Genomic DNA, 17,310 nt, shown 5'->3' with positions numbered 1-17,310 from the left:
GATAAAATTGGTTCAGAAGATCCTATGGTATGTGTTGATAACCCTTTTCAAAGAGCTAATCATATCTATATGCTCGCGCCTAACCCTAGAACTCTCTACATCTAGCTCTGGGGCAGCTCTACCCAGTAGGCCGAGGATAAACTCTGGAAGACCCCTATAGAGCCCAGGGCCATAGCCTCCCTCGAGTATGAATACAACCCCGGCTATCGATGGTATCCTTCTAGAGAGATCCCAGAGCCTATGGCCAAGCCATCTATAGAGCTGCGTGCTTAGCTTTACATACCCCATAACCTCTCCCTCGTGGGCGTCAAAGCCAGCTGAGATTATAAGGGCTCTTGGCTTGAAATACCAGAGCGCCGGCTCTACAACCTCGACCCACGAGTATATATATTCAGGATCCCTGCTTCCAGGTATAAGGGGTATGTTTATCTTCGTCCCAGCCCCCTCCCCAGAGCCTACATCTACATGCCACCCTGTTCCAGGATATATCGCTGAATCATGAAGATCTATATGTATAACCCTGGGATCCCTCCAGAAGATCTCCTGAGTACCATTTCCATGATGAATATCTATATCGATAATAGCTACTGGGGAGTAGCCAGAGTTGACGAGTCTGAGGGATGCTAGGGCAGCATTGTTGAAGAGGCAGAAACCCTGTGTAGGGGCTCCCATAGCCCTTCCAGCCCTACCAGCGTGATGTCCAGGGGGTCTTGGAAAGCTGATTCCTAGGCGGGAGCCATATAGGATCTTCTCGGCAGCATCTATAGCCCCAGATGCAGCCTTTAGAGCTACTCTAAAGCTATGCTGTGTTAGATATGTATCGCTATCTATATACCTCCTAGACTTTGAGAGCTTCTCTATAAGCTCCACATACTCAGGATCATGGGCCCAATATAGGATCTCTCTAGACCTCTCGGAAGGCTCTACAATTCTCGCCGATATCCCAGCACTATGCATACCCCTCAAAGCAATGTCTATCCTCTCAGGCCTCTCCGGATGCTCATCATAGGGTCTATGGAGAGCATGATCCCCTGGAATCACTACCTCAACCTCTAGAACCATGAAAACCCCGCCAATAGATTCGGTGAAAAGCTATATGATTAACCCTCGACTCTAGAGGGTAGTGTTTTTAACCTTAGATGTATGGATATGCCGAGAAACCATATATCTAAATTTATTAGCTACCTCTAAATCCCTCTTTTTGAGGGAAACAGCTTGGCAAGCTATTATGAGGGGATAAAGGTTCCCTGGGTACCTACTAGGGAGGAATTTATAGAACAAGCCCTGGACCTCGCACAGGTTGGTAAGGGAGATATATTATATGACCTTGGGTGTGGTGATGGAAGAATAGTTATAGCTGCAGCTAAAAGAGGCGCTAAGGCCGTATGTGTAGAGCTAAACCCAGAGCTCTTGAAGAGGGCGATGGAGAATGCGATCTCAGAGGGGGTGGCCCATATGATTAAATTCGTGAGGGACGATATATTCAGGGTAAACATATCCGATGCCACAGTAGTCTATATGTATCTATTGAGAAGCGTGAACGACCTCCTAAAACCCAAGTTAAAGGCTGAGCTTAAGAAGGGGACAAGGATAATCAGTCTAGACTTTGAAATCTCTGGCTGGAAGGAGGTTAAGGTGCTCAGAGTATCTTCACCAGCTAGAATAGGGACATATTATCTATATATAATAGGTATAAGCGATACATAGAAACAGTTAATAACCTGGATCAACGCTGAATAGGCCGGGCTAGAAACATATCCAGCCAGATCTATATTTTCGAGGAACTTGCTGCTAAACAAATACATAGGGATTTCATTTATACCTCTACATATACATGATATCTTCAGATGTTTGATATAGATCCTTCTTATAAGATCTAATTGTTATGATGCCTCTTCCCAACAAACAAAGCTAGCATTGTATAGGGTATAATTGCCAGCACAGGTGTCATGGCCAGTGATAGCATAACTATTTTAGGACTCGTCATCCTGAAGCCCAGAGCAGTTATATATGGTGCCGCTAAACCGCTGATCTGCCAGAACATGTTAACAGCCGATGATGCTGTGGCCAAGATCCTCTCCTCAAACGAGAGAGCTAGGATTGAGGAGTTGAGAGGTGTTGTTATATATCTAGCCATTCCTAGAAGCCCAGCCAATAGATATAATATAGGTGGGGTGGGGATAAGAGCGATCCATGCTCCAGACGCGCTATAGAGTATTAGATCCACTATTAATAATCTGTAGAGCCCGAACCTCTTAGCTAGTACACCGGCAAAGGGTGTTGATATGATCCCAACCAGAGAATATATGCTGAGAGCTGTTGATGCCTCTATAGTAGTAGAGCCAGATACAACAATATAGTAGTATAGCCAATATGCGATAACCCAGTTATAGAAGAGAACTAGGAATCCCCCTATAGATGATAGCGCTACTCTAGAGAGATATCTCCTAAGGATCTCTAGTATCATGGAGATCTCTAGATCGCTACTCCTCCCACGCGCCACATCCCTCAACACTATGATATCTATAACCCCTACAGCAATAGCCCCCAGCGAGGAAGCTACATGGGCATATGCAACCCCCCATGTAGAAGCTATATATGGTATAGACCATGGGGCTGTTAAAAATGGGAGCGACCATGATATACCATAGATACCCATAGCTCTCTCCGTATCTTCCCGGAAGAGCTCTTTAATCAGTTTTATCGAAGGACCATAAACCATTCCAGCGAAGAAACCCGATATTATAGATATATATGGCCAAAACACCGAGTCTGTTATTGCGAGTATAAGGTTAGAGGATCCCGAAGCTAATAGCCCAACACCCATAGTATATCCCGGGCCCTTCTTATCTGCAAGCATTCCGCCAGGGATTTGGGAGGCTATATATCCAGCGAAGAACATGCTGCCAACCAAGCCTATTAACTCCCTCTCAACACCCTCTGCCTCGAGATACGGGGCTAGAGGCCCCCAATATACCCTTAGGAATAGTGTGGAGTAGAAAGATAGTATAGCTAGAGCAAGCCCAACAACTCTCCAGATCCTAGGGTTACCCGCTATGGGTCTCACAATCAATCCATTAGAGCATAGCAGCCCTGGTTATAAAGGTTCGCTACTATATATTCAATGGCGCGGTGTGAATATGTCTCGACACATGCATAGATGTGTGTTCTGCGATATAGTTAGAGGTGAGGAGGAGTCTTGGAGGATATACGAGGATCAAGATGTGATAGCCTTCCTAGATAAATACCCACTCAGCTATGGACATGCCCTTGTATCGCCTAAAGAACACTATGAGGATGTGGTTAAAACCCCACCCCATCTGGTCTCGAGATCCTTTATAGTTGCAAGGGCACTCGGGAGAGCATCGATTAAGTATATGGGGGCCACAGGCTTTAGAATAGTAACCAATACAGGATCCTCAGCAGGGCAAATCATATTCCACTTCCACGTCCATGTAATACCTAGATACGGCCTAGGAGATCCAGGGTCTATAGAGCCGAGGGCAGAGATCAGGGATGACACTGCGAGGAAGATCGTTGAGGCATATAGAGAAGCGCTTAGAGACCCTGAAATCATTGAGATGATAAGGGGTAATAAATAGAATAGAGGTTAAAAAGTATATACTACAAATTCTTTCAAAATTAAAAGACCCCGCCCTTCTACAGGAGTCGTTGGATATGTAGAAGGGATTAACACCATTAAATAGATATTATGTAGCACTTATAACATGGCCTCAGCATGATCAGGAAGGAGTTAAAAATGGTGTCACGGAACATAGTCATAGCTATTGCTGTTATAGTGGTTATCATAGTTGGTGTGATCTTATATGCCTATCTATATGGACCTCTAGCCCCTCGTCCTGGGGGAGTTTCCAAGGATAGGATAGTTGTGGGCTTCACAGTAGCTTTATCCGGGCCTCTCTCTGCACAGGGTACTGAGCAGTTGAGGGCCTACCAAATCTGTGCAGATTATATAAATAGCCAGGGAGGCATATATGTTGCTGAGCTTGGTAAGAGACTACCTATTAACCTAACATATTATGATGATTCCTCCGACGCGAGCAAAGCAAGATCTCTCTATGAAAAGCTGGTCACCGAAGATAGGGTTGACTTTCTATGGCCACCCTTCGGAACAGGAATAGGCTTGGGCATCATCCCTGTGATCAATAAATATGGGATTCCAATCATACTCGCTACTCAGACGATAGCTACGGAGGAGAGGATCAGGAATGTTAGCTCCCACATATTCCTCACATACATGACCTACGAGCATGTGGGGGCTATGTATGCAGCGGTTATCAAAAAGATAATATCGGATCACCCAGAGCTTAGGAGGATAGCGATAATATATGCAGAGACAGACTCCACCGTTGGATGGGCTACATGGACCAAGAGGGTTTTGGAAGAGCAGAGAATAGGAGAGGTGGTATATACAGCCAGCTACCCCCTAACAGCTACAGATGTTAGAGGAATACTATCTAGAATGTGGGAGGCCAAGCCCGATATAGTGCTTGCACTCACATTTGGAGCTGATTCCTACGTTGTGATTCCACAGATGAAGGAGCTCAGGATAAACCCTAAGGTGCTTATTATGACAGGGCCTGGAGCCTCTACAAGGGATTTCTATACAAGATTCGATAATGCAACAAGGGAGGGGATCATATATTGGACCAACATGTATCCAGACATGGATCCGGTGTTGAAGAGCTTCTGGGACGCATATGTCAGTAAATATGGTTACGCACCGATACCAGATATGCATGGCCTTGTCTATAAGAGCTGCTTGATCTTCAAAGCCGCGATAGAGAAAGCAGGATCCCTCAACTACACCAAGATAGAGGATGTCCTTAGAAGGGAGAGCTTCACAATACCCTTTGGACCCTTAAGCAATGTGAGGTTTATAAACCAGGCTATAGACCCACCATTCCTAGTATGGGTTCAATATCAGGGGGGTGTGGCAAAGCCCATCTTCATAACGGTTGGGAGATACCCCAATATAACTTTTATAAATGCGCCGTGGCTAGTGCCATATGAGTATCCTAAGCCTGAGTGGAGCTAGGGATCCTAGATGGTTCTACAGGTGGAACCCTCAACACTTCTATCTCTGATAATCTTCCCACTAATATATGCCCCACTCTATGTAGCTATATCTCTAGGCTTCAACATCCTCTTCAGCTCAACAAGGATTATAAACATCGCATATGGGGATCTAATTATGTTGGGGGCCTATACAGCCTATTGGCTCTATAAACTCTACTCAATACCCCCGATAGTCTCCATATTAATCGCAGCCCCCATTGGTGGGGCTACGGGATATATTCTATATAAAACCTTGTTTAAGAAAATCCTCGAGAGCAAAGTTCATAGTATAATTGAGGAGCAGAGCATAATAGCTACATTTGGCCTTTCAATGGCTATCCAGGGTATTATAGCCTATATATGGAGCCCCACGGCTGTGAGCTACACATATCTAGACCAGGGTATAGCTTTAGGAGGCCTCTCGATACCGATCAACCTCTTCTTAATAACAGGGATAGGCATGATAATAACTATAGCAACATATATACTTCTCTATAGAAGCTATCTGGGCATAGCGCTGAGAGGAGTGATCCAGGCTCCCCAGCTGGCAGAGGATATAGGGCTGAACATAGATAGGGTGTATATGGCTGCAACAATATTATCTGTAGTGCTACCACTCATAGCCGGGGTAGCTATTAGCATGAGAGTCCAGATATACCCATCAATGGGGCTGGAATACCTGGCACTAGCACTCGTTATAACAGCGCTGGGTGGGCTGGGAAACCCTCTTGGAAGCCTGGTTGGAGCCATCGCCTACACAGCTATGGATAGCTTGATAAGCTACCTACTACCCCCAGGGCTGAAGCTATTCTACCTCTATATACTTTTCCTCTTAATATTACTTGTGAGACCAACAGGCATCCTGGGAAGGCCCCATGTGGTGAGGTGAGGTATTTGGGGAAAGCAATAGCTGTGAGAGGTGTTAGCAAGTACTTTGGCGGGATAAGGGCGCTTGAAAACATAGATCTAGAGATATCGAGTGGCGAGGTAGTTGGTTTAATAGGCCCCAACGGATCTGGCAAGTCAACACTTCTAAATATTCTGAGAGGCCATATAAAGCCTGATAAGGGCTATGTAGAGATCGCTGGTGTAGAGATCAGAAGGATAGGTTCTGAGAGGCTTGCTAGGCTGGGTGTTGCAAGCATATATCAGTTTCCAAGGATTATAGGGGATCTAACGGTTGTTGAGAATGTAATGCTAGGGGTTATAGGCTATCAGCAAGATCCCTGGAGGGCTGAGCTCCTCGCACTCGAGTATCTAAAAGAGGTTGGGCTTGAGAGGAAGGCCTATGTAAGGGCTTCTAAGCTGAATAGATACGAGGTCAGACTTATGGAGCTTGCAAGGGCAATTGCTATGAAGCCAAAGATACTCCTAGTCGACGAGCTCCTCTCAGGGCTTTCAGAGGGGGAGCAGAGGATGGTTAGAGAGATCCTTGAAACCTATCTAGCCCAGTCAAATGCAACCATAGTATGGGTTGAACATGCTATAGGCTCTCTAGTTGAGGATGTGGAGAGGCTGGTGGTTCTCAACGCAGGATCTATAATAGCTGATGGAGAGCCTGAGAAGGTGATAAGGGATGAGAAGGTTATAAAGGCATATCTAGGTGCATAACCCATGTCCCTGAGAGGGAAGGACATAGCGATACATATATATGGATGCCCAACCACAGAGACTATAGAGAGCTTCACAATAACAAGGGGGAGCTCCGTAGCGCTAATAGGTCCAAACGGCTCTGGAAAGACCTCGCTCCTCAGATACATAGCTTTCGGGAGAGCCCCATATCCGGTAAACCTCTGCAGAGGAACAGTTAATGGCATCCCCATAGAGATGATGGAGAATTCTGGGAGGGGTGCTACTAGGGTGAGCTATATTCCAAGCGAGAAGATGGTCTTTCCAGAGCTGACTGTTGAGGAGAATATAAAGATAGGCATGATCGCTGGAGGCATCCCCAGGACAGATAGAAGATCTGTGTTAGAGGAGATCTATAATATGTTTCCTCTCCTTAAGAGCAGGAGAAACCAGCTTGCGGGGACTCTGAGTGGTGGTGAGCAGAAGATCCTCTCGATAGCTAGGGCCCTTTCAACAAGGGCCGAGATCCTTCTTGTTGACGAGCCCTCAGCTGGTTTATCGCCAAAAGCTATAGATATGGTTTACGAGATCTTCAGAGGCCTTAGATCTAGAGGCATAACCCTCGTTATAGCCGAGCAGAGTATCTGGCCGCTGGTGAGGAACATAGGGGTTATAGATTCTGTTTATATAATAAGCGATATGAAGATCGTATCCAGTCAGAGACCTGAAGAGCTGTTGACAAGCGATATAGCGAGGAAGTATTTTGGGCTTAAGAGGTGATTCATCGTGACCCTACGCCTATCTATTCCAAGCTCGATACCTCTCCTAAGGATCCTGAGGATCTCTCTCCCAGGCTTTTCAGCAATTCTAGCACTCTCTCTTATCGGGTTTATAGCGCCTGCAGGTGTTATGGCTACTATTAGAAATACTATGCTATATATAAACCTCTCTATACCATGGGTTATCATCTTCTCCCTGGGATATCCGTCCTTCGCATCTGCAGCCTTCTTCGGCGTTGGCGCCTATATAACAACATACTCCCTTCTCTATGGTTTAAACCCTGCTATGGGTGTAGCCCTGTCAGCAATAATATCTATAGGCCTAGCACTAGCCATAGGCTATATAACCCTCAGGCTAGCAGGGCTATTCTTCTTCTTCGCAACCCTCGCAATCCTCGAGGCTATTAGGCAAGTGATGAACTATACCGAGATAAACCTAACCGGGCATATTGGGAAGATAGTGCCTATCGTTATCAGCGATCATCTCTCAATAGCTCTTCTCGCTATGCTAGGCATGGTAAATATAGCTATATATTCCTATTTAATGGCTACTAAGCATAGGATTGTGATTTCTAGCATAAGATGGGATAAGATCCTAGCTATAAGCCATGGGATCAACCCATATAGATACTCAACATATATATTTGCATTAACATCCACAATGCAAGCCATATGTGGGGGTATATCGGCATTCTACCTACTATATATAAACCCTGATAGTGTGTTCAACCCATTCATATCCCTCCTAACCCTTGTAATAGGGCTTTTAGGGGGGTATCTAAATATACTCGGACCAATAATATCCTCGATAGCAATAATATTCCTATATGAATATACATCGAGGATAGCGGAATATCTAAATATAACGATAATAGGGGGTATAGTAGTAGCTGTGACCCTCTATCTCAGAACGAATATTTCAGAGGTTCTAGAGAGATATATAGGCCGTAAATCTCTTGCTTCATCTACACACTAGAAGAGCGGGTTTCCTAGCATCTATCTCGAGGATCTCTATACATCTATTATCTAGGCGATCTAGGATTCGCCACTGATATCTATACCATTGGATCTCGAAGTATATGGGTATCTCAAATGATTCTTTTTAAGATAGCTTGCAACAAGCTTCTTCTCAGCCCTCCTCAGATGGTAGAGGAATGTTGCAGGGCTTATCCCAAGGATCCTCGCTATATCTCTAGCCCTAGCCCTCCTGGGATAGTCTATATATCCCATGGCATATGCATATGCGAGGGCCTCCACCTCATATTTAGATAGCATTGGATACTGCTCAACTATCTTCTCAAGATCGGGCTCCATAACCTGGAACTTAAGTATGTTGCCCATTCTCCCCACCTCCTCCCTAATAGATCCAACAGCATCTCTATTAGATCTTGTAACGAGAAGCCTCCACCTCTCAACACCATCTAGTATGTCGAAGCCAAGCACTATTATATTCGGGCTTCTCCCAAGCATCTCAGCTATCGTATCTCTCTTAACAATCTCATAATCTAATATAGCATAGCCCCTTGAATAGCTATTAACCCTCATCCTCAACATCTTCTTATAAGATCTGAAGTCGTTGATGAAAACCCCAATATCCTCTCCGATGAAGATAGATGTGGCTTTATAAGAATCTGGCGTATAGCTAAGATCTTTTCTGAGGTTCCTAGCATATATATCTCTAGACCTAGTCAGCTCTGTCCAGCACCCACCATGATCCACCTCCATATAGACTAGATAGCTTCTAAAGCCCATACAGACTGCACCAACTAGTAGTCTCCAAAAACCCTTAAAAATGATAGAAGGCTTAGATATTAAAAACAATACTAAAAATATAGTAATGGCAGCTCTGACCTCCCCTCGCCCTAAAGGACGAGCTTCCAGTAGTAGTGGGCTACCTCCAGGCCTTGCCCCCTCAAGCTGGGGGTCGGCTTCATACTATCGATCATGATATCAACGTGAGATCTAATATAGAGACCTAGATCTTCTGTTCTATTTCCCATCCATATATCTTCCTATGATCAAAAGGCGATATCATAGATCGTGGATATATATTATATTATGGTTTTTTATATTGGGTGTTGAGGCCTCTATGCTAGGGGACTATGGCTCGAGCGTGGAGGAGGTTCTATCAGGCCCCTATTTCGAGGATCTAAAGCCCGGGCTTAAATATAGAAACCCCATTGGAAGAACTATTACCGATGTAGATAACATATGGTTCTCCCTTTTAACAAATAATGTGAATCCTATCCACTTCGATAAGGGCTATGTTGAGAGGAGCTATCCAGGGGAGCCGTTTAGAGGTAGGCTTGTTGTTAATGGTATTCTAACACTAGGTATTGCTATAGGGCTTACAACCCATCTATCTTCCAGAGGGTTTATGCTTGGGATCGAGAATGTTAGGTTCCACAAGCCTGTCTTCGCTGGAGACACGATCTATGCAGAGGCCGAGGTGATCGAGGCTAGAGAGTCTAAGAGCAGGCCTGGCTTCGGCATTGTAAGGATCAAGACAAGGGCTTATAACCAGAATAACGAGCTTGTGCTCGAGTGTGAGAGGGTTATAATGGTTCCTAAAAGGGGATATAGATGGGGATAGGATATGCTAAGGAGGAGCATGCTCTTCGTCCCTGGAAATGATGAGAGGAAGATCCGGAAGTCTGTTGAGCTAGGCGCAGACTCCTTCATATTCGATCTCGAAGATTCAGTGCCTCCTGGAGATAAGGAGAGGGCTAGAGATCTTCTTTCAAAGCTTCTCCAAGAGCTTAATTGGAGGGGTAGGGAGATCTGTGTGAGGATAAACCCTATACATACACCAGATGGGATCCTAGACCTCGTATATATCTCTAGATGGGATAAAGTATCATGCATAATGATCCCGAAGGCGGAGGGGGATCTTAGCTTCATATACAGAGCAACTGGGAGAAGCATCTTCCCACTTATAGAAACAGCTAAGGGTCTCACAAGGATCGAGGATATAGCTAGGTCGGAAGGCATAACTGCAATAACATGGGGCCCCGCAGATCTAGCCCTCAGCGTTGGGGGTGAGCTAAGCTCCTACGAGGGCAATATATTTATTAGAAGCCTAGTTGCGATCACAGCCTCTACATATGGCATAGACGCCATTGATAAGGTTTACTTCAAGATAGAAGATCTAGAGGGTTTTAGGAGAGATGCTATAGAGGCTAAGAAGCTAGGCTATGTAGGGAAAACAGTTATACATCCATCGCAGATCGAGATCGCTAATGAGGTCTTCACACCCTCGAAAGAAGAGATCGAATGGGCTAGAAAAGTGGTTGAGATCTTCGAAGAAGCGGCTAAGAAGGGGAAGGGGGCAGCTAGAATGGGTGATCAGATGATAGACGCTGTCCACTATAGAATAGCGAAGAGAATACTTGAAAGGATTCCACAGCATGTAAAGAGATAAAATATATAACCCCTTCTCCGCCCTTCAGACCGGGGTTTTCGCTGGGATCCTACTTCACTGGGAATAAATTATAAGCTTAAAAACTCAACTCTACATAGTTAAAGAGTGATAAAACAATTAGCAAACCCCGCCTTTCAAGAGGGGTAAGAAAACGGTGAATTTAGGAGAAAGGCTATAGAGTATGTGCCAACGATCCACTTGGGAGGAGGGAAGCCGGGAAACGATATTCTATATATGTTTATAGATGTTTATCCGAAGAGTGCTGAGAGGCCTTGCTCAAGCTCCTCCTCGGTAACCTCTTTCTTCTCCTCCCTCTCCTCCTCTTTCGCCTCTTTCTTCTCAGCCTCTATCTGTGCTTGCTGCGTCTGAGGTGCTTGGATCTCTATTTTTAAACCTAGATCCACGTGTTTCTGGATCTCCTGAGCCAGTGCCAGGGCTCTTGCATATGCTCTAGCTATTACAAGCTGGGCGTTAATAGGTGTTACTATACCCAGCTCTGTTGATAGTGCTGATGCTCTCATAATCGCTTTTCTTATAGCTGCCTCGACTATAGATGCTTCTGGCACAACTATCTCAGTTGCTAGTGCCATCCCCATGGATGCTGCTTCTCTTAGCATCTTTCTAGCACCCTCTATATCTAGCACCAAGGCCTCCGCAGGTATTACCAGGCCATCCTCGTATCCCACAACGATCTTTGGCGAGACTATAAATGGTGTTATACCAAGCTTGTTTAGTAGCGATGCAAGCTCTGGGCTTATCTCCTGACCCGGTTTAGCAACCACCGTATCTCTTATCACATGGATCTCAGACCCCCTGGGCTGAACAGGGATCTTAAGCCTTCCGAATACGCTTATCATCGGGCCTGGCGGTATCCCTGTCGGGCCTGCTGGTATTACTATCTCTGCATCAGCCTTATCCCCCGGCTTGGCCTTCCTATACGCCTTGGTGTTCTTAACAATCTCGCCTAGTTCAAACACATTGTGGGTTTTTGAGAATATAAAGATGCTTGGTGTAGAGACCAGGGGAGCTATCTTCTCAATACCCTTGAGGCCTAGGGATTCGGCTGCCTTTACAAATATCTTTCCCTTGATCATCTTCACAATTAACCCTTGGGCCTCGATCTTCTTCTTGATCTCGAGGAACTGCTGTCCAGGAAGCCCAGTAGCTGATACTACTACGAAACTCTTAGACTCAGATAGGATCTTCTTGATCTCCTCAGCGATGGATTTCTTATCCTCAATAGACCTTCTAATCTTAGCCGGCTTCTCCCTCGTAGCCTCTGCTAGTGCTTTCTCAAACAACCTTCTAGTCCTACCCTTCATCACGGTGGCACCTCCACGGGAATGCCCATTGTGGTCTTCACAATAATCTTCTTTGCAGCGGTTGATAAAGGCTGCTCGATCTTCCCCTCTATAAAGCCTAGAACGGCTAAAGCATTCTCAGCTAGATCCTCGGGGCTCATATCCTCAGTACCTATGATTCCTGAGACGAATGGCTGCTCCTTATTTCTCAGCCTAGTAACAGATCTATAGTACTTCAGCAGCGAGGCCACATCAGCATTTGGATCCAGGGGTATTGGGGCCTTCCCCCTAGGGCCGAGGGCAGGCCCGAGGATCCTTCCAGCGAGGCCCATAAGATCTGTTCTAACTAGGATCCAATCACACTTAGAGGCTATAGCCTTAGCCTGCTTCTTACTCAGCTTCTGAAGCTCCTCCCTAGATAGGACTAGATCGGCACCGGCGTTTCGAGCCTTTATAAGGGTATCTCCATCAGCTATAATACATATATATGGATTCTTGCCGAGACCCTTCGGAAGATACACAGGATCCCTGAACCTAGCCTTCGGAGACTTAGGATCTATACCCTTGAAAACCACCACTAGCTCTACACTCTGCTTGAATCCCCTACCCTTCCCCAGCTTAATAGCCTCTGAGATCCTCTCAACCAAGATCTCTTTTGACGGCATTATAAACACCCCTACCGAGATCTCCACTTATCCTCATATTTAAGTATAATCTCATCATATAACCCCCTATCTATCTCTGCCTGAACCTCCTTAGGATCCTTACCATTTACGGTAATCCCAATACTCCTAGCAGTCCCCAGAATAGTCTTCACAGCTGCTTTGAGGCTCTTAGCATTCAGCTCAGGCTTCTTAAGAATAGCTATCTCTATAGCCTTTTCAAGGCTTATATCGCCAACCTTCTTATGAGCAGGATCTCCGGAGGGGCTCTCAGCACCAGCCGCCTTCAGCAAAAGGCTTGTAGTGGTTGGAAGCTTGATCCTAAGATCATATTTCATGGTATCTAGATCCACTATCACATCAACCCTAACCTGTAGCCCCTGATAATCCTTGGTAGCCCTGTTAATATCATCGACAACCCTCGCAGGATCTAGGCCCAGCTGCTGGAGAGTAGGGCCAAGAGGAGGTGCCGGTGATGCCTTGCCACCCTCCACCTGAACCCTCACAACCCTTATCCTCGGCATTTTATCACTCTGTGAATATTCATTACAGGCAACTAATAAGCTGTAGATTTCTGGATCTAGTGTTTCAGGCTTATAGCTATAGGATCTTCGATAGTATATCCTCTAAATCCTTCTCAAGCCTCGGCCTAGGCTGCCAATTAACATGTATAACCCTAACCCCCTGCCTCTTAAGCTCTCTAGAGAAGTGCTCCAGCCCGATCCCTATTACCTTAGGTCTAGATCTGAGTAGCTGTAGCGCCTTATCAACATTATAGCTCTCTCTAGATCCCTCTGAGACCCTAGAATCTCCTCCGAGACTCATCCCATCACCGCCAGTTCTCTTGTTAATCACATCTCCATATCATATATCTTATAGATTCATCTCTATGAATCTCCTCTGGAAGTCTAGCAATAGCCTCTGATCAACCCTTCTAGAAGCGATCATAGCAGCAGAGATCGCCATAGTAGCGTTTGTTGGTAGAACTATAACCCCTAGCTTTCTAAGCATATTCTCCTGAGCAGAGGCAACCTGCGGATCTTCATCTGTTCCAACCACATGTGCTAGGATCACCAGATCCCTGCCCGAGGATCTAGCTATATCCATCGCCCTCCTAATAGCCTCGGCATGAAAACCAACTGGATCTGGGTGTGAGCCGTAGCCTAGAACGAAGTCCAACATAATAACAGCAACCTCGGGATCGCTAGCTTCCTCAACAATCCTCTTAACCCTTATCCCAGGATCTATCATCGGGTGTGCCCTACCCTCTGTGAACTCCTCACCTCCTAGATCTACTATCGTGTTTCCAACACTTCTCCAGGGATCTAGTAGCTTTTGATCCTCTTTAAGTGGGGTGTTAGAATATATATCCCCCAAATATTCGCTGAGGATCAGCATGGCCTCATATGCCAGTGTTCCTCCTGTGAATAGCCCTCTAACATATCTCTGCCCCTCTCTAAGCCTTGACGATGCCTCGGAGATCTCCGCTAAGATGTGATCATCTATCCAGAGCCTGTTATATGCACCCCGATATAGATCAGGCCTATAGATCTTCACAGTCTCTAGGACAGCGCCATGGAGGGTCTTCGCCTGTGAGACACGCCCTCTAAGCCTAGGATCCAGGTCTACTATGCCACCTCCAACAAAGCATGTTACATACCTCTTCCTCCCATGTGATATTCTATCTATAACCCTCTCCATAACCTCTCGCGAGGGGGGTTTAGATATGATGGTAATAACATCTGTCATCTCATCCCTCTCCAGCACGTCTATCGAGAAGAGAGTCATTATACCGCCTACCTCTCTACTGAGATCCCTACCCCCAACACCGATTCCATGGGATATGCCGAGACCGATCTTATGTAGGAGAACGCTGACCTCTTGAAGACCGGTGCCAGATGCTGATATGATACCCACAGGCCCTCTTCTAACCTGGTTTGCAAAGGCTATAGCAACACCAGATATAATGGATGTTCCAGCCTCTGGCCCCATTAGGAGGAGCCCCTTTTCAACGGCGTATCTCTTCATCTCCACCTCATGCTCTATAGGCACGTGATCGCTGAAGAGATGTATGTGAAGCCCTCTATCTAGAAGCTTCATAACAACCTCTCTAGCATATTGACCTGGAACCGATACTAGGGCTAGATTTATATCTCTGTTTACCTCCAAGGCATGGTCTAGATCGCTATAGATCTCTAGATCCTGTGTAGGGGTTTTTGAAAGAAGATCCTCGATTTTTGCGAGAACCTCGTTTAAATCAGCTAGATCAGATATCTTCAGAGCTATAATAAGATCGTTCTCACCAGCATCCATACCCTCGGGCGATAGGAGACCCTCTCTAGCAAGGATCTCCTTGTTAAGCCTTGTCCCCATAGCTATCATAGCATTGAGAACTCCTTCGAACCTCCTAACCTGTTCGCTTATATGGAGAAGCTGGACAGAATCCCTGTAAAGCCCTCTCCTAACTATATTAACGATCCTCGGCATTCTTATCCCGCCTGCTAGTCCGAGCAGATCGCCACAAGCCTGCAGAAGGATGCCTCAGCACCGACTATCTTGTCTGGGAATGCTGCTATCAAGCACCTTCTATTGAGAACCTTATCTATATCCCCACCAGCATTCTCAACATGGAGTATACCCTTTGGAAAGAGATATGTGTGCATCAGCTGATAATTCTCTGGCCATGGCATCACCTCATCCACATCCCTCCCAAATTTCTTCTTAAACTCAGCCACGATATCGGGTCTAACCCTTCTAATAACTGTGTTGAGAGGGTGATCCTGTGACACAGCGTCTACAGCTGTCCATCTAATTTTATTCTTGATAAGCCAGTCAGCAAACTCCTTCATAGGGCCTGGATGTTTAAGCATATATCTCACGGGATTAGCCTCAGACTTATACCAAGCATATCTACTATAGCCTGTATGTATTACTAGAATATCAAATGGTTTGAGCGATAGGTTATATGATTTTAGCTTCCTCTCCACCATATCCGAGGTATATATATCTAGATCCCCTACCTCATCGCTTATATCAACTATAACCCCCTCCCCAATCCAATATTCAATCGGTATAGAGGCTATATCAAGCCCGGCTGTGTCGAAGTGTAGAGGTCCATCCATATGGGTTCCAATGTGGAATGGTGTCTGGATATACTGGGCATTAACCCCGTGCTCCTGCACAGTCTTGATCCATTTGATCTCAAATGGAGGATAGGTTGGAAATGGAGGAGTATTAGGGCCTAGAGGCTGGGAGAGGTCGTAGACCCTAGCTCTAGACCAATCAATAGATCTGCTCCAGTCAAACCTAGGCTTCCCCCTAGCCTGGATCTCGGCTAAGAATTCCTCAAGAATATTCCCCTGCCTAGGCCTCCAATTACCAAAGTATATCGACATGGGGAACACCATTTCCTTTTCACATAGAGGGCTTATAAGCCATGAATCCCTATAGAGAGTCTAAATCCTTATTAGATGCGATATAGATGCTTATTTGGGTATCTATTTTGTCTTTCTTCACATTGAGAGATGTATATAGGGCTAGGTCGATCATATCTAAGCATATAGTTAGAACGCCTCTGAGATACTCGCGAAGACTATCCAGGATCCTTGGTTTCGACATATATCTAAAGCTGGAGAACACACAGATCACAAGATCTTTTAAGGTGAGGGGAGGACTTCATTATATGGCTATGAGGGCTGATGAAGCAGTTAAAAGGGGTGTTATAACAGCATCTATGGGCAACCATGCCCAGTCTGTGGCATATGCAGCATCACTATATGGAGCTAGAGCCATAATAGTCATGCCACACGGGATATCGAGAACCAAGGTTGAGGCCTTAAGAGATCTGGGAGCTGAGATAGTATTCCACGGATCCATATTCGAAGAGGCGAGGGAATACGCCGAGAAACTTGCAGAGGAGAAGGGGTATCTATATATACATCCTATCAACGAACCCCTGCTCTATCCAGGGGTCGCAACTATGCATCTAGAGAACATAGAGGATCTCCCAGATGTAGATATAATTGTGAACCCCATAGGAGGGGGTTCAGGTGCTAGCGGAGCTGTGGTTGTGGCTAAAAGCATAGATCCAGGTATAAAGGTTATCGGTGTTCAAGCAGAGGGAGCTCCCAGCTTCTACCTATCATGGAAACAGGGAAAGCTTGTTAGCGTAGGAAAGGCTAGCACCATAGCTGAGGGACTAGCAACCTCAAAGGCATATGAGCTTCCATTTAACATCCTCAGAGATAGGATCGATGATATAGTGCTTGTATCGGATGAAGAGATGATAAACGCTATAAAAATACTAACAGAGATTGAGGGGATCATAGCTGAGCCGGCTGGAGCAGCATCTCTCGCAGCAACATATAGAATAAGAGACAAGCTACAGAGGAAAAAGGTTATAGCTATGATTACAGGTGGAAACATAGATCCTGAGGTGCTAGCATCATGGCTAGCTGGCTCACCACATGCCAAGGGGATCTCATCAAGCTAGGTGGAAT

General features: G+C 45.6%; 19 protein-coding genes. 10 read left to right on the top strand and 9 right to left on the bottom strand.

The genetic code is table 11. From position 1 onward, the window contains the following. Positions 1–12 precede the first annotated feature (12 nt). A complete protein-coding gene (locus QXE01_03830) occupies positions 13–1,062 on the bottom strand; it encodes a histone deacetylase (protein MEM4970364.1) in 1,050 nt (349 codons plus the stop codon). Positions 1,063–1,215: 153 nt separating this feature from the next. Here QXE01_03830 and QXE01_03825 point away from each other — a divergent pair, with 153 nt between their 5' ends. After that, positions 1,216–1,707 (top strand): class I SAM-dependent methyltransferase, encoded by a 492-nt coding sequence (locus tag QXE01_03825; protein ID MEM4970363.1) that lies wholly within the window; start codon positions 1,216–1,218, stop codon positions 1,705–1,707. A gap of 169 nt (positions 1,708–1,876) precedes the next feature. Here the strand turns inward: QXE01_03825 and QXE01_03820 are convergent, their stop codons facing one another. Further along, entirely contained in the window at positions 1,877–3,067 is a 1,191-nt protein-coding gene (locus tag QXE01_03820; GenBank protein MEM4970362.1) for an MFS transporter, read from the bottom strand. 73 nt (positions 3,068–3,140) lie between these two features. On the opposite strand from QXE01_03820, the gene QXE01_03815 reads away from it, so the two are divergent. The 6 genes from QXE01_03815 to QXE01_03790 all read left to right on the top strand — a co-directional run bounded on the left by QXE01_03815 (position 3,141) and on the right by QXE01_03790 (position 8,403). Then, complete coding sequence (locus QXE01_03815; GenBank protein ID MEM4970361.1) at positions 3,141–3,602, top strand: HIT family protein; 462 nt, start codon at positions 3,141–3,143, stop codon at positions 3,600–3,602. Between the two features lie 158 nt (positions 3,603–3,760). Further along, entirely contained in the window at positions 3,761–5,059 is a 1,299-nt protein-coding gene (locus QXE01_03810; GenBank protein ID MEM4970360.1) for an amino acid ABC transporter substrate-binding protein, read from the top strand. 9 nt (positions 5,060–5,068) lie between these two features. Next, positions 5,069–5,968 (top strand): branched-chain amino acid ABC transporter permease, encoded by a 900-nt coding sequence (locus tag QXE01_03805; GenBank protein MEM4970359.1) that lies wholly within the window; start codon positions 5,069–5,071, stop codon positions 5,966–5,968. Positions 5,969–5,973: 5 nt separating this feature from the next. After that, positions 5,974–6,690 (top strand): ATP-binding cassette domain-containing protein, encoded by a 717-nt coding sequence (locus QXE01_03800; GenBank protein MEM4970358.1) that lies wholly within the window; start codon positions 5,974–5,976, stop codon positions 6,688–6,690. A 3-nt stretch (positions 6,691–6,693) separates the two neighbouring features. Beyond that, the gene (locus QXE01_03795) at positions 6,694–7,428 is read left to right on the top strand and encodes an ATP-binding cassette domain-containing protein (GenBank protein MEM4970357.1); all 735 of its coding nucleotides are present in this window, start codon (positions 6,694–6,696) and stop codon (positions 7,426–7,428) included. Positions 7,429–7,434: 6 nt separating this feature from the next. Continuing rightward, on the top strand, positions 7,435–8,403 hold the full coding sequence (locus tag QXE01_03790) for a branched-chain amino acid ABC transporter permease (GenBank protein ID MEM4970356.1): 969 nt from the start codon (positions 7,435–7,437) through the stop codon (positions 8,401–8,403). A gap of 59 nt (positions 8,404–8,462) precedes the next feature. On the opposite strand, the gene QXE01_03785 is transcribed toward QXE01_03790, so the two are convergent. After that, positions 8,463–9,179, bottom strand: coding sequence for a helix-turn-helix domain-containing protein (locus QXE01_03785; GenBank protein ID MEM4970355.1), 717 nt, complete (start codon positions 9,177–9,179; stop codon positions 8,463–8,465). A gap of 337 nt (positions 9,180–9,516) precedes the next feature. On the opposite strand from QXE01_03785, the gene QXE01_03780 reads away from it, so the two are divergent. Both QXE01_03780 and QXE01_03775 read left to right on the top strand, forming a co-directional pair. Then, a complete protein-coding gene (locus tag QXE01_03780) occupies positions 9,517–10,020 on the top strand; it encodes a MaoC family dehydratase (GenBank protein ID MEM4970354.1) in 504 nt (167 codons plus the stop codon). A 3-nt stretch (positions 10,021–10,023) separates the two neighbouring features. Continuing rightward, the gene (locus QXE01_03775) at positions 10,024–10,848 is read left to right on the top strand and encodes a CoA ester lyase (protein ID MEM4970353.1); all 825 of its coding nucleotides are present in this window, start codon (positions 10,024–10,026) and stop codon (positions 10,846–10,848) included. Positions 10,849–11,096: 248 nt separating this feature from the next. Here QXE01_03775 and rplJ read toward each other — a convergent pair whose 3' ends face one another. The 6 genes from rplJ to QXE01_03745 form a co-directional block, all read right to left on the bottom strand. Then, entirely contained in the window at positions 11,097–12,170 is a 1,074-nt protein-coding gene (rplJ, locus tag QXE01_03770) for a 50S ribosomal protein L10 (GenBank protein MEM4970352.1), read from the bottom strand. After that, a complete protein-coding gene (locus QXE01_03765; protein MEM4970351.1) occupies positions 12,170–12,814 on the bottom strand; it encodes a 50S ribosomal protein L1 in 645 nt (214 codons plus the stop codon). Before QXE01_03765 ends, rplJ begins: the two co-directional genes overlap by 1 nt. An 11-nt stretch (positions 12,815–12,825) precedes the next feature. After that, positions 12,826–13,335 carry a 50S ribosomal protein L11 gene (locus tag QXE01_03760; GenBank protein ID MEM4970350.1) on the bottom strand — a complete coding sequence of 170 codons (510 nt, stop codon included), beginning with the start codon at positions 13,333–13,335 and terminating at the stop codon, positions 12,826–12,828. Positions 13,336–13,411: 76 nt separating this feature from the next. Continuing rightward, positions 13,412–13,636 carry a hypothetical protein gene (locus tag QXE01_03755; protein ID MEM4970349.1) on the bottom strand — a complete coding sequence of 75 codons (225 nt, stop codon included), beginning with the start codon at positions 13,634–13,636 and terminating at the stop codon, positions 13,412–13,414. Positions 13,637–13,684: 48 nt separating this feature from the next. Continuing rightward, positions 13,685–15,298 (bottom strand): hypothetical protein, encoded by a 1,614-nt coding sequence (locus tag QXE01_03750; GenBank protein ID MEM4970348.1) that lies wholly within the window; start codon positions 15,296–15,298, stop codon positions 13,685–13,687. A gap of 14 nt (positions 15,299–15,312) precedes the next feature. Further along, positions 15,313–16,206 carry a cyclase family protein gene (locus QXE01_03745; protein ID MEM4970347.1) on the bottom strand — a complete coding sequence of 298 codons (894 nt, stop codon included), beginning with the start codon at positions 16,204–16,206 and terminating at the stop codon, positions 15,313–15,315. A 107-nt stretch (positions 16,207–16,313) separates the two neighbouring features. On the opposite strand from QXE01_03745, the gene QXE01_03740 reads away from it, so the two are divergent. Further along, on the top strand, positions 16,314–17,303 hold the full coding sequence (locus QXE01_03740; protein ID MEM4970346.1) for a threonine/serine dehydratase: 990 nt from the start codon (positions 16,314–16,316) through the stop codon (positions 17,301–17,303). The last annotated feature ends 7 nt before the right edge of the window (positions 17,304–17,310 follow it).

It is taken from the genome of Sulfolobales archaeon (assembly GCA_038897115.1).
Taxonomy (GTDB): Archaea; Thermoproteota; Thermoprotei_A; order Sulfolobales; family AG1; genus AG1.
This window is presented reverse-complemented; position numbering and strand designations above follow the sequence as displayed.

What these genes read in the sequence shown, in the direction of transcription:
- QXE01_03830 (MEM4970364.1), bottom strand. Translation starts at nt 1,062, where the DNA reads ATGGTTCTAGAGGTTGAGGTAGTGATTCCAGGGGATCATGCTCTCCAT.
- QXE01_03815 (MEM4970361.1), top strand. Translation starts at nt 3,141, where the DNA reads ATGTCTCGACACATGCATAGATGTGTGTTCTGCGATATAGTTAGAGGT.
- QXE01_03810 (MEM4970360.1), top strand. Translation starts at nt 3,761, where the DNA reads ATGGTGTCACGGAACATAGTCATAGCTATTGCTGTTATAGTGGTTATC.
- QXE01_03805 (MEM4970359.1), top strand. Translation starts at nt 5,069, where the DNA reads ATGGTTCTACAGGTGGAACCCTCAACACTTCTATCTCTGATAATCTTC.
- QXE01_03795 (MEM4970357.1), top strand. Translation starts at nt 6,694, where the DNA reads ATGTCCCTGAGAGGGAAGGACATAGCGATACATATATATGGATGCCCA.
- QXE01_03785 (MEM4970355.1), bottom strand. Translation starts at nt 9,179, where the DNA reads ATGGGCTTTAGAAGCTATCTAGTCTATATGGAGGTGGATCATGGTGGG.
- QXE01_03780 (MEM4970354.1), top strand. Translation starts at nt 9,517, where the DNA reads ATGCTAGGGGACTATGGCTCGAGCGTGGAGGAGGTTCTATCAGGCCCC.
- QXE01_03775 (MEM4970353.1), top strand. Translation starts at nt 10,024, where the DNA reads ATGCTAAGGAGGAGCATGCTCTTCGTCCCTGGAAATGATGAGAGGAAG.
- rplJ (MEM4970352.1), bottom strand. Translation starts at nt 12,170, where the DNA reads ATGAAGGGTAGGACTAGAAGGTTGTTTGAGAAAGCACTAGCAGAGGCT.
- QXE01_03765 (MEM4970351.1), bottom strand. Translation starts at nt 12,814, where the DNA reads ATGCCGTCAAAAGAGATCTTGGTTGAGAGGATCTCAGAGGCTATTAAG.
- QXE01_03760 (MEM4970350.1), bottom strand. Translation starts at nt 13,335, where the DNA reads ATGCCGAGGATAAGGGTTGTGAGGGTTCAGGTGGAGGGTGGCAAGGCA.
- QXE01_03755 (MEM4970349.1), bottom strand. Translation starts at nt 13,636, where the DNA reads ATGAGTCTCGGAGGAGATTCTAGGGTCTCAGAGGGATCTAGAGAGAGC.
- QXE01_03750 (MEM4970348.1), bottom strand. Translation starts at nt 15,298, where the DNA reads ATGCCGAGGATCGTTAATATAGTTAGGAGAGGGCTTTACAGGGATTCT.
- QXE01_03745 (MEM4970347.1), bottom strand. Translation starts at nt 16,206, where the DNA reads ATGTCGATATACTTTGGTAATTGGAGGCCTAGGCAGGGGAATATTCTT.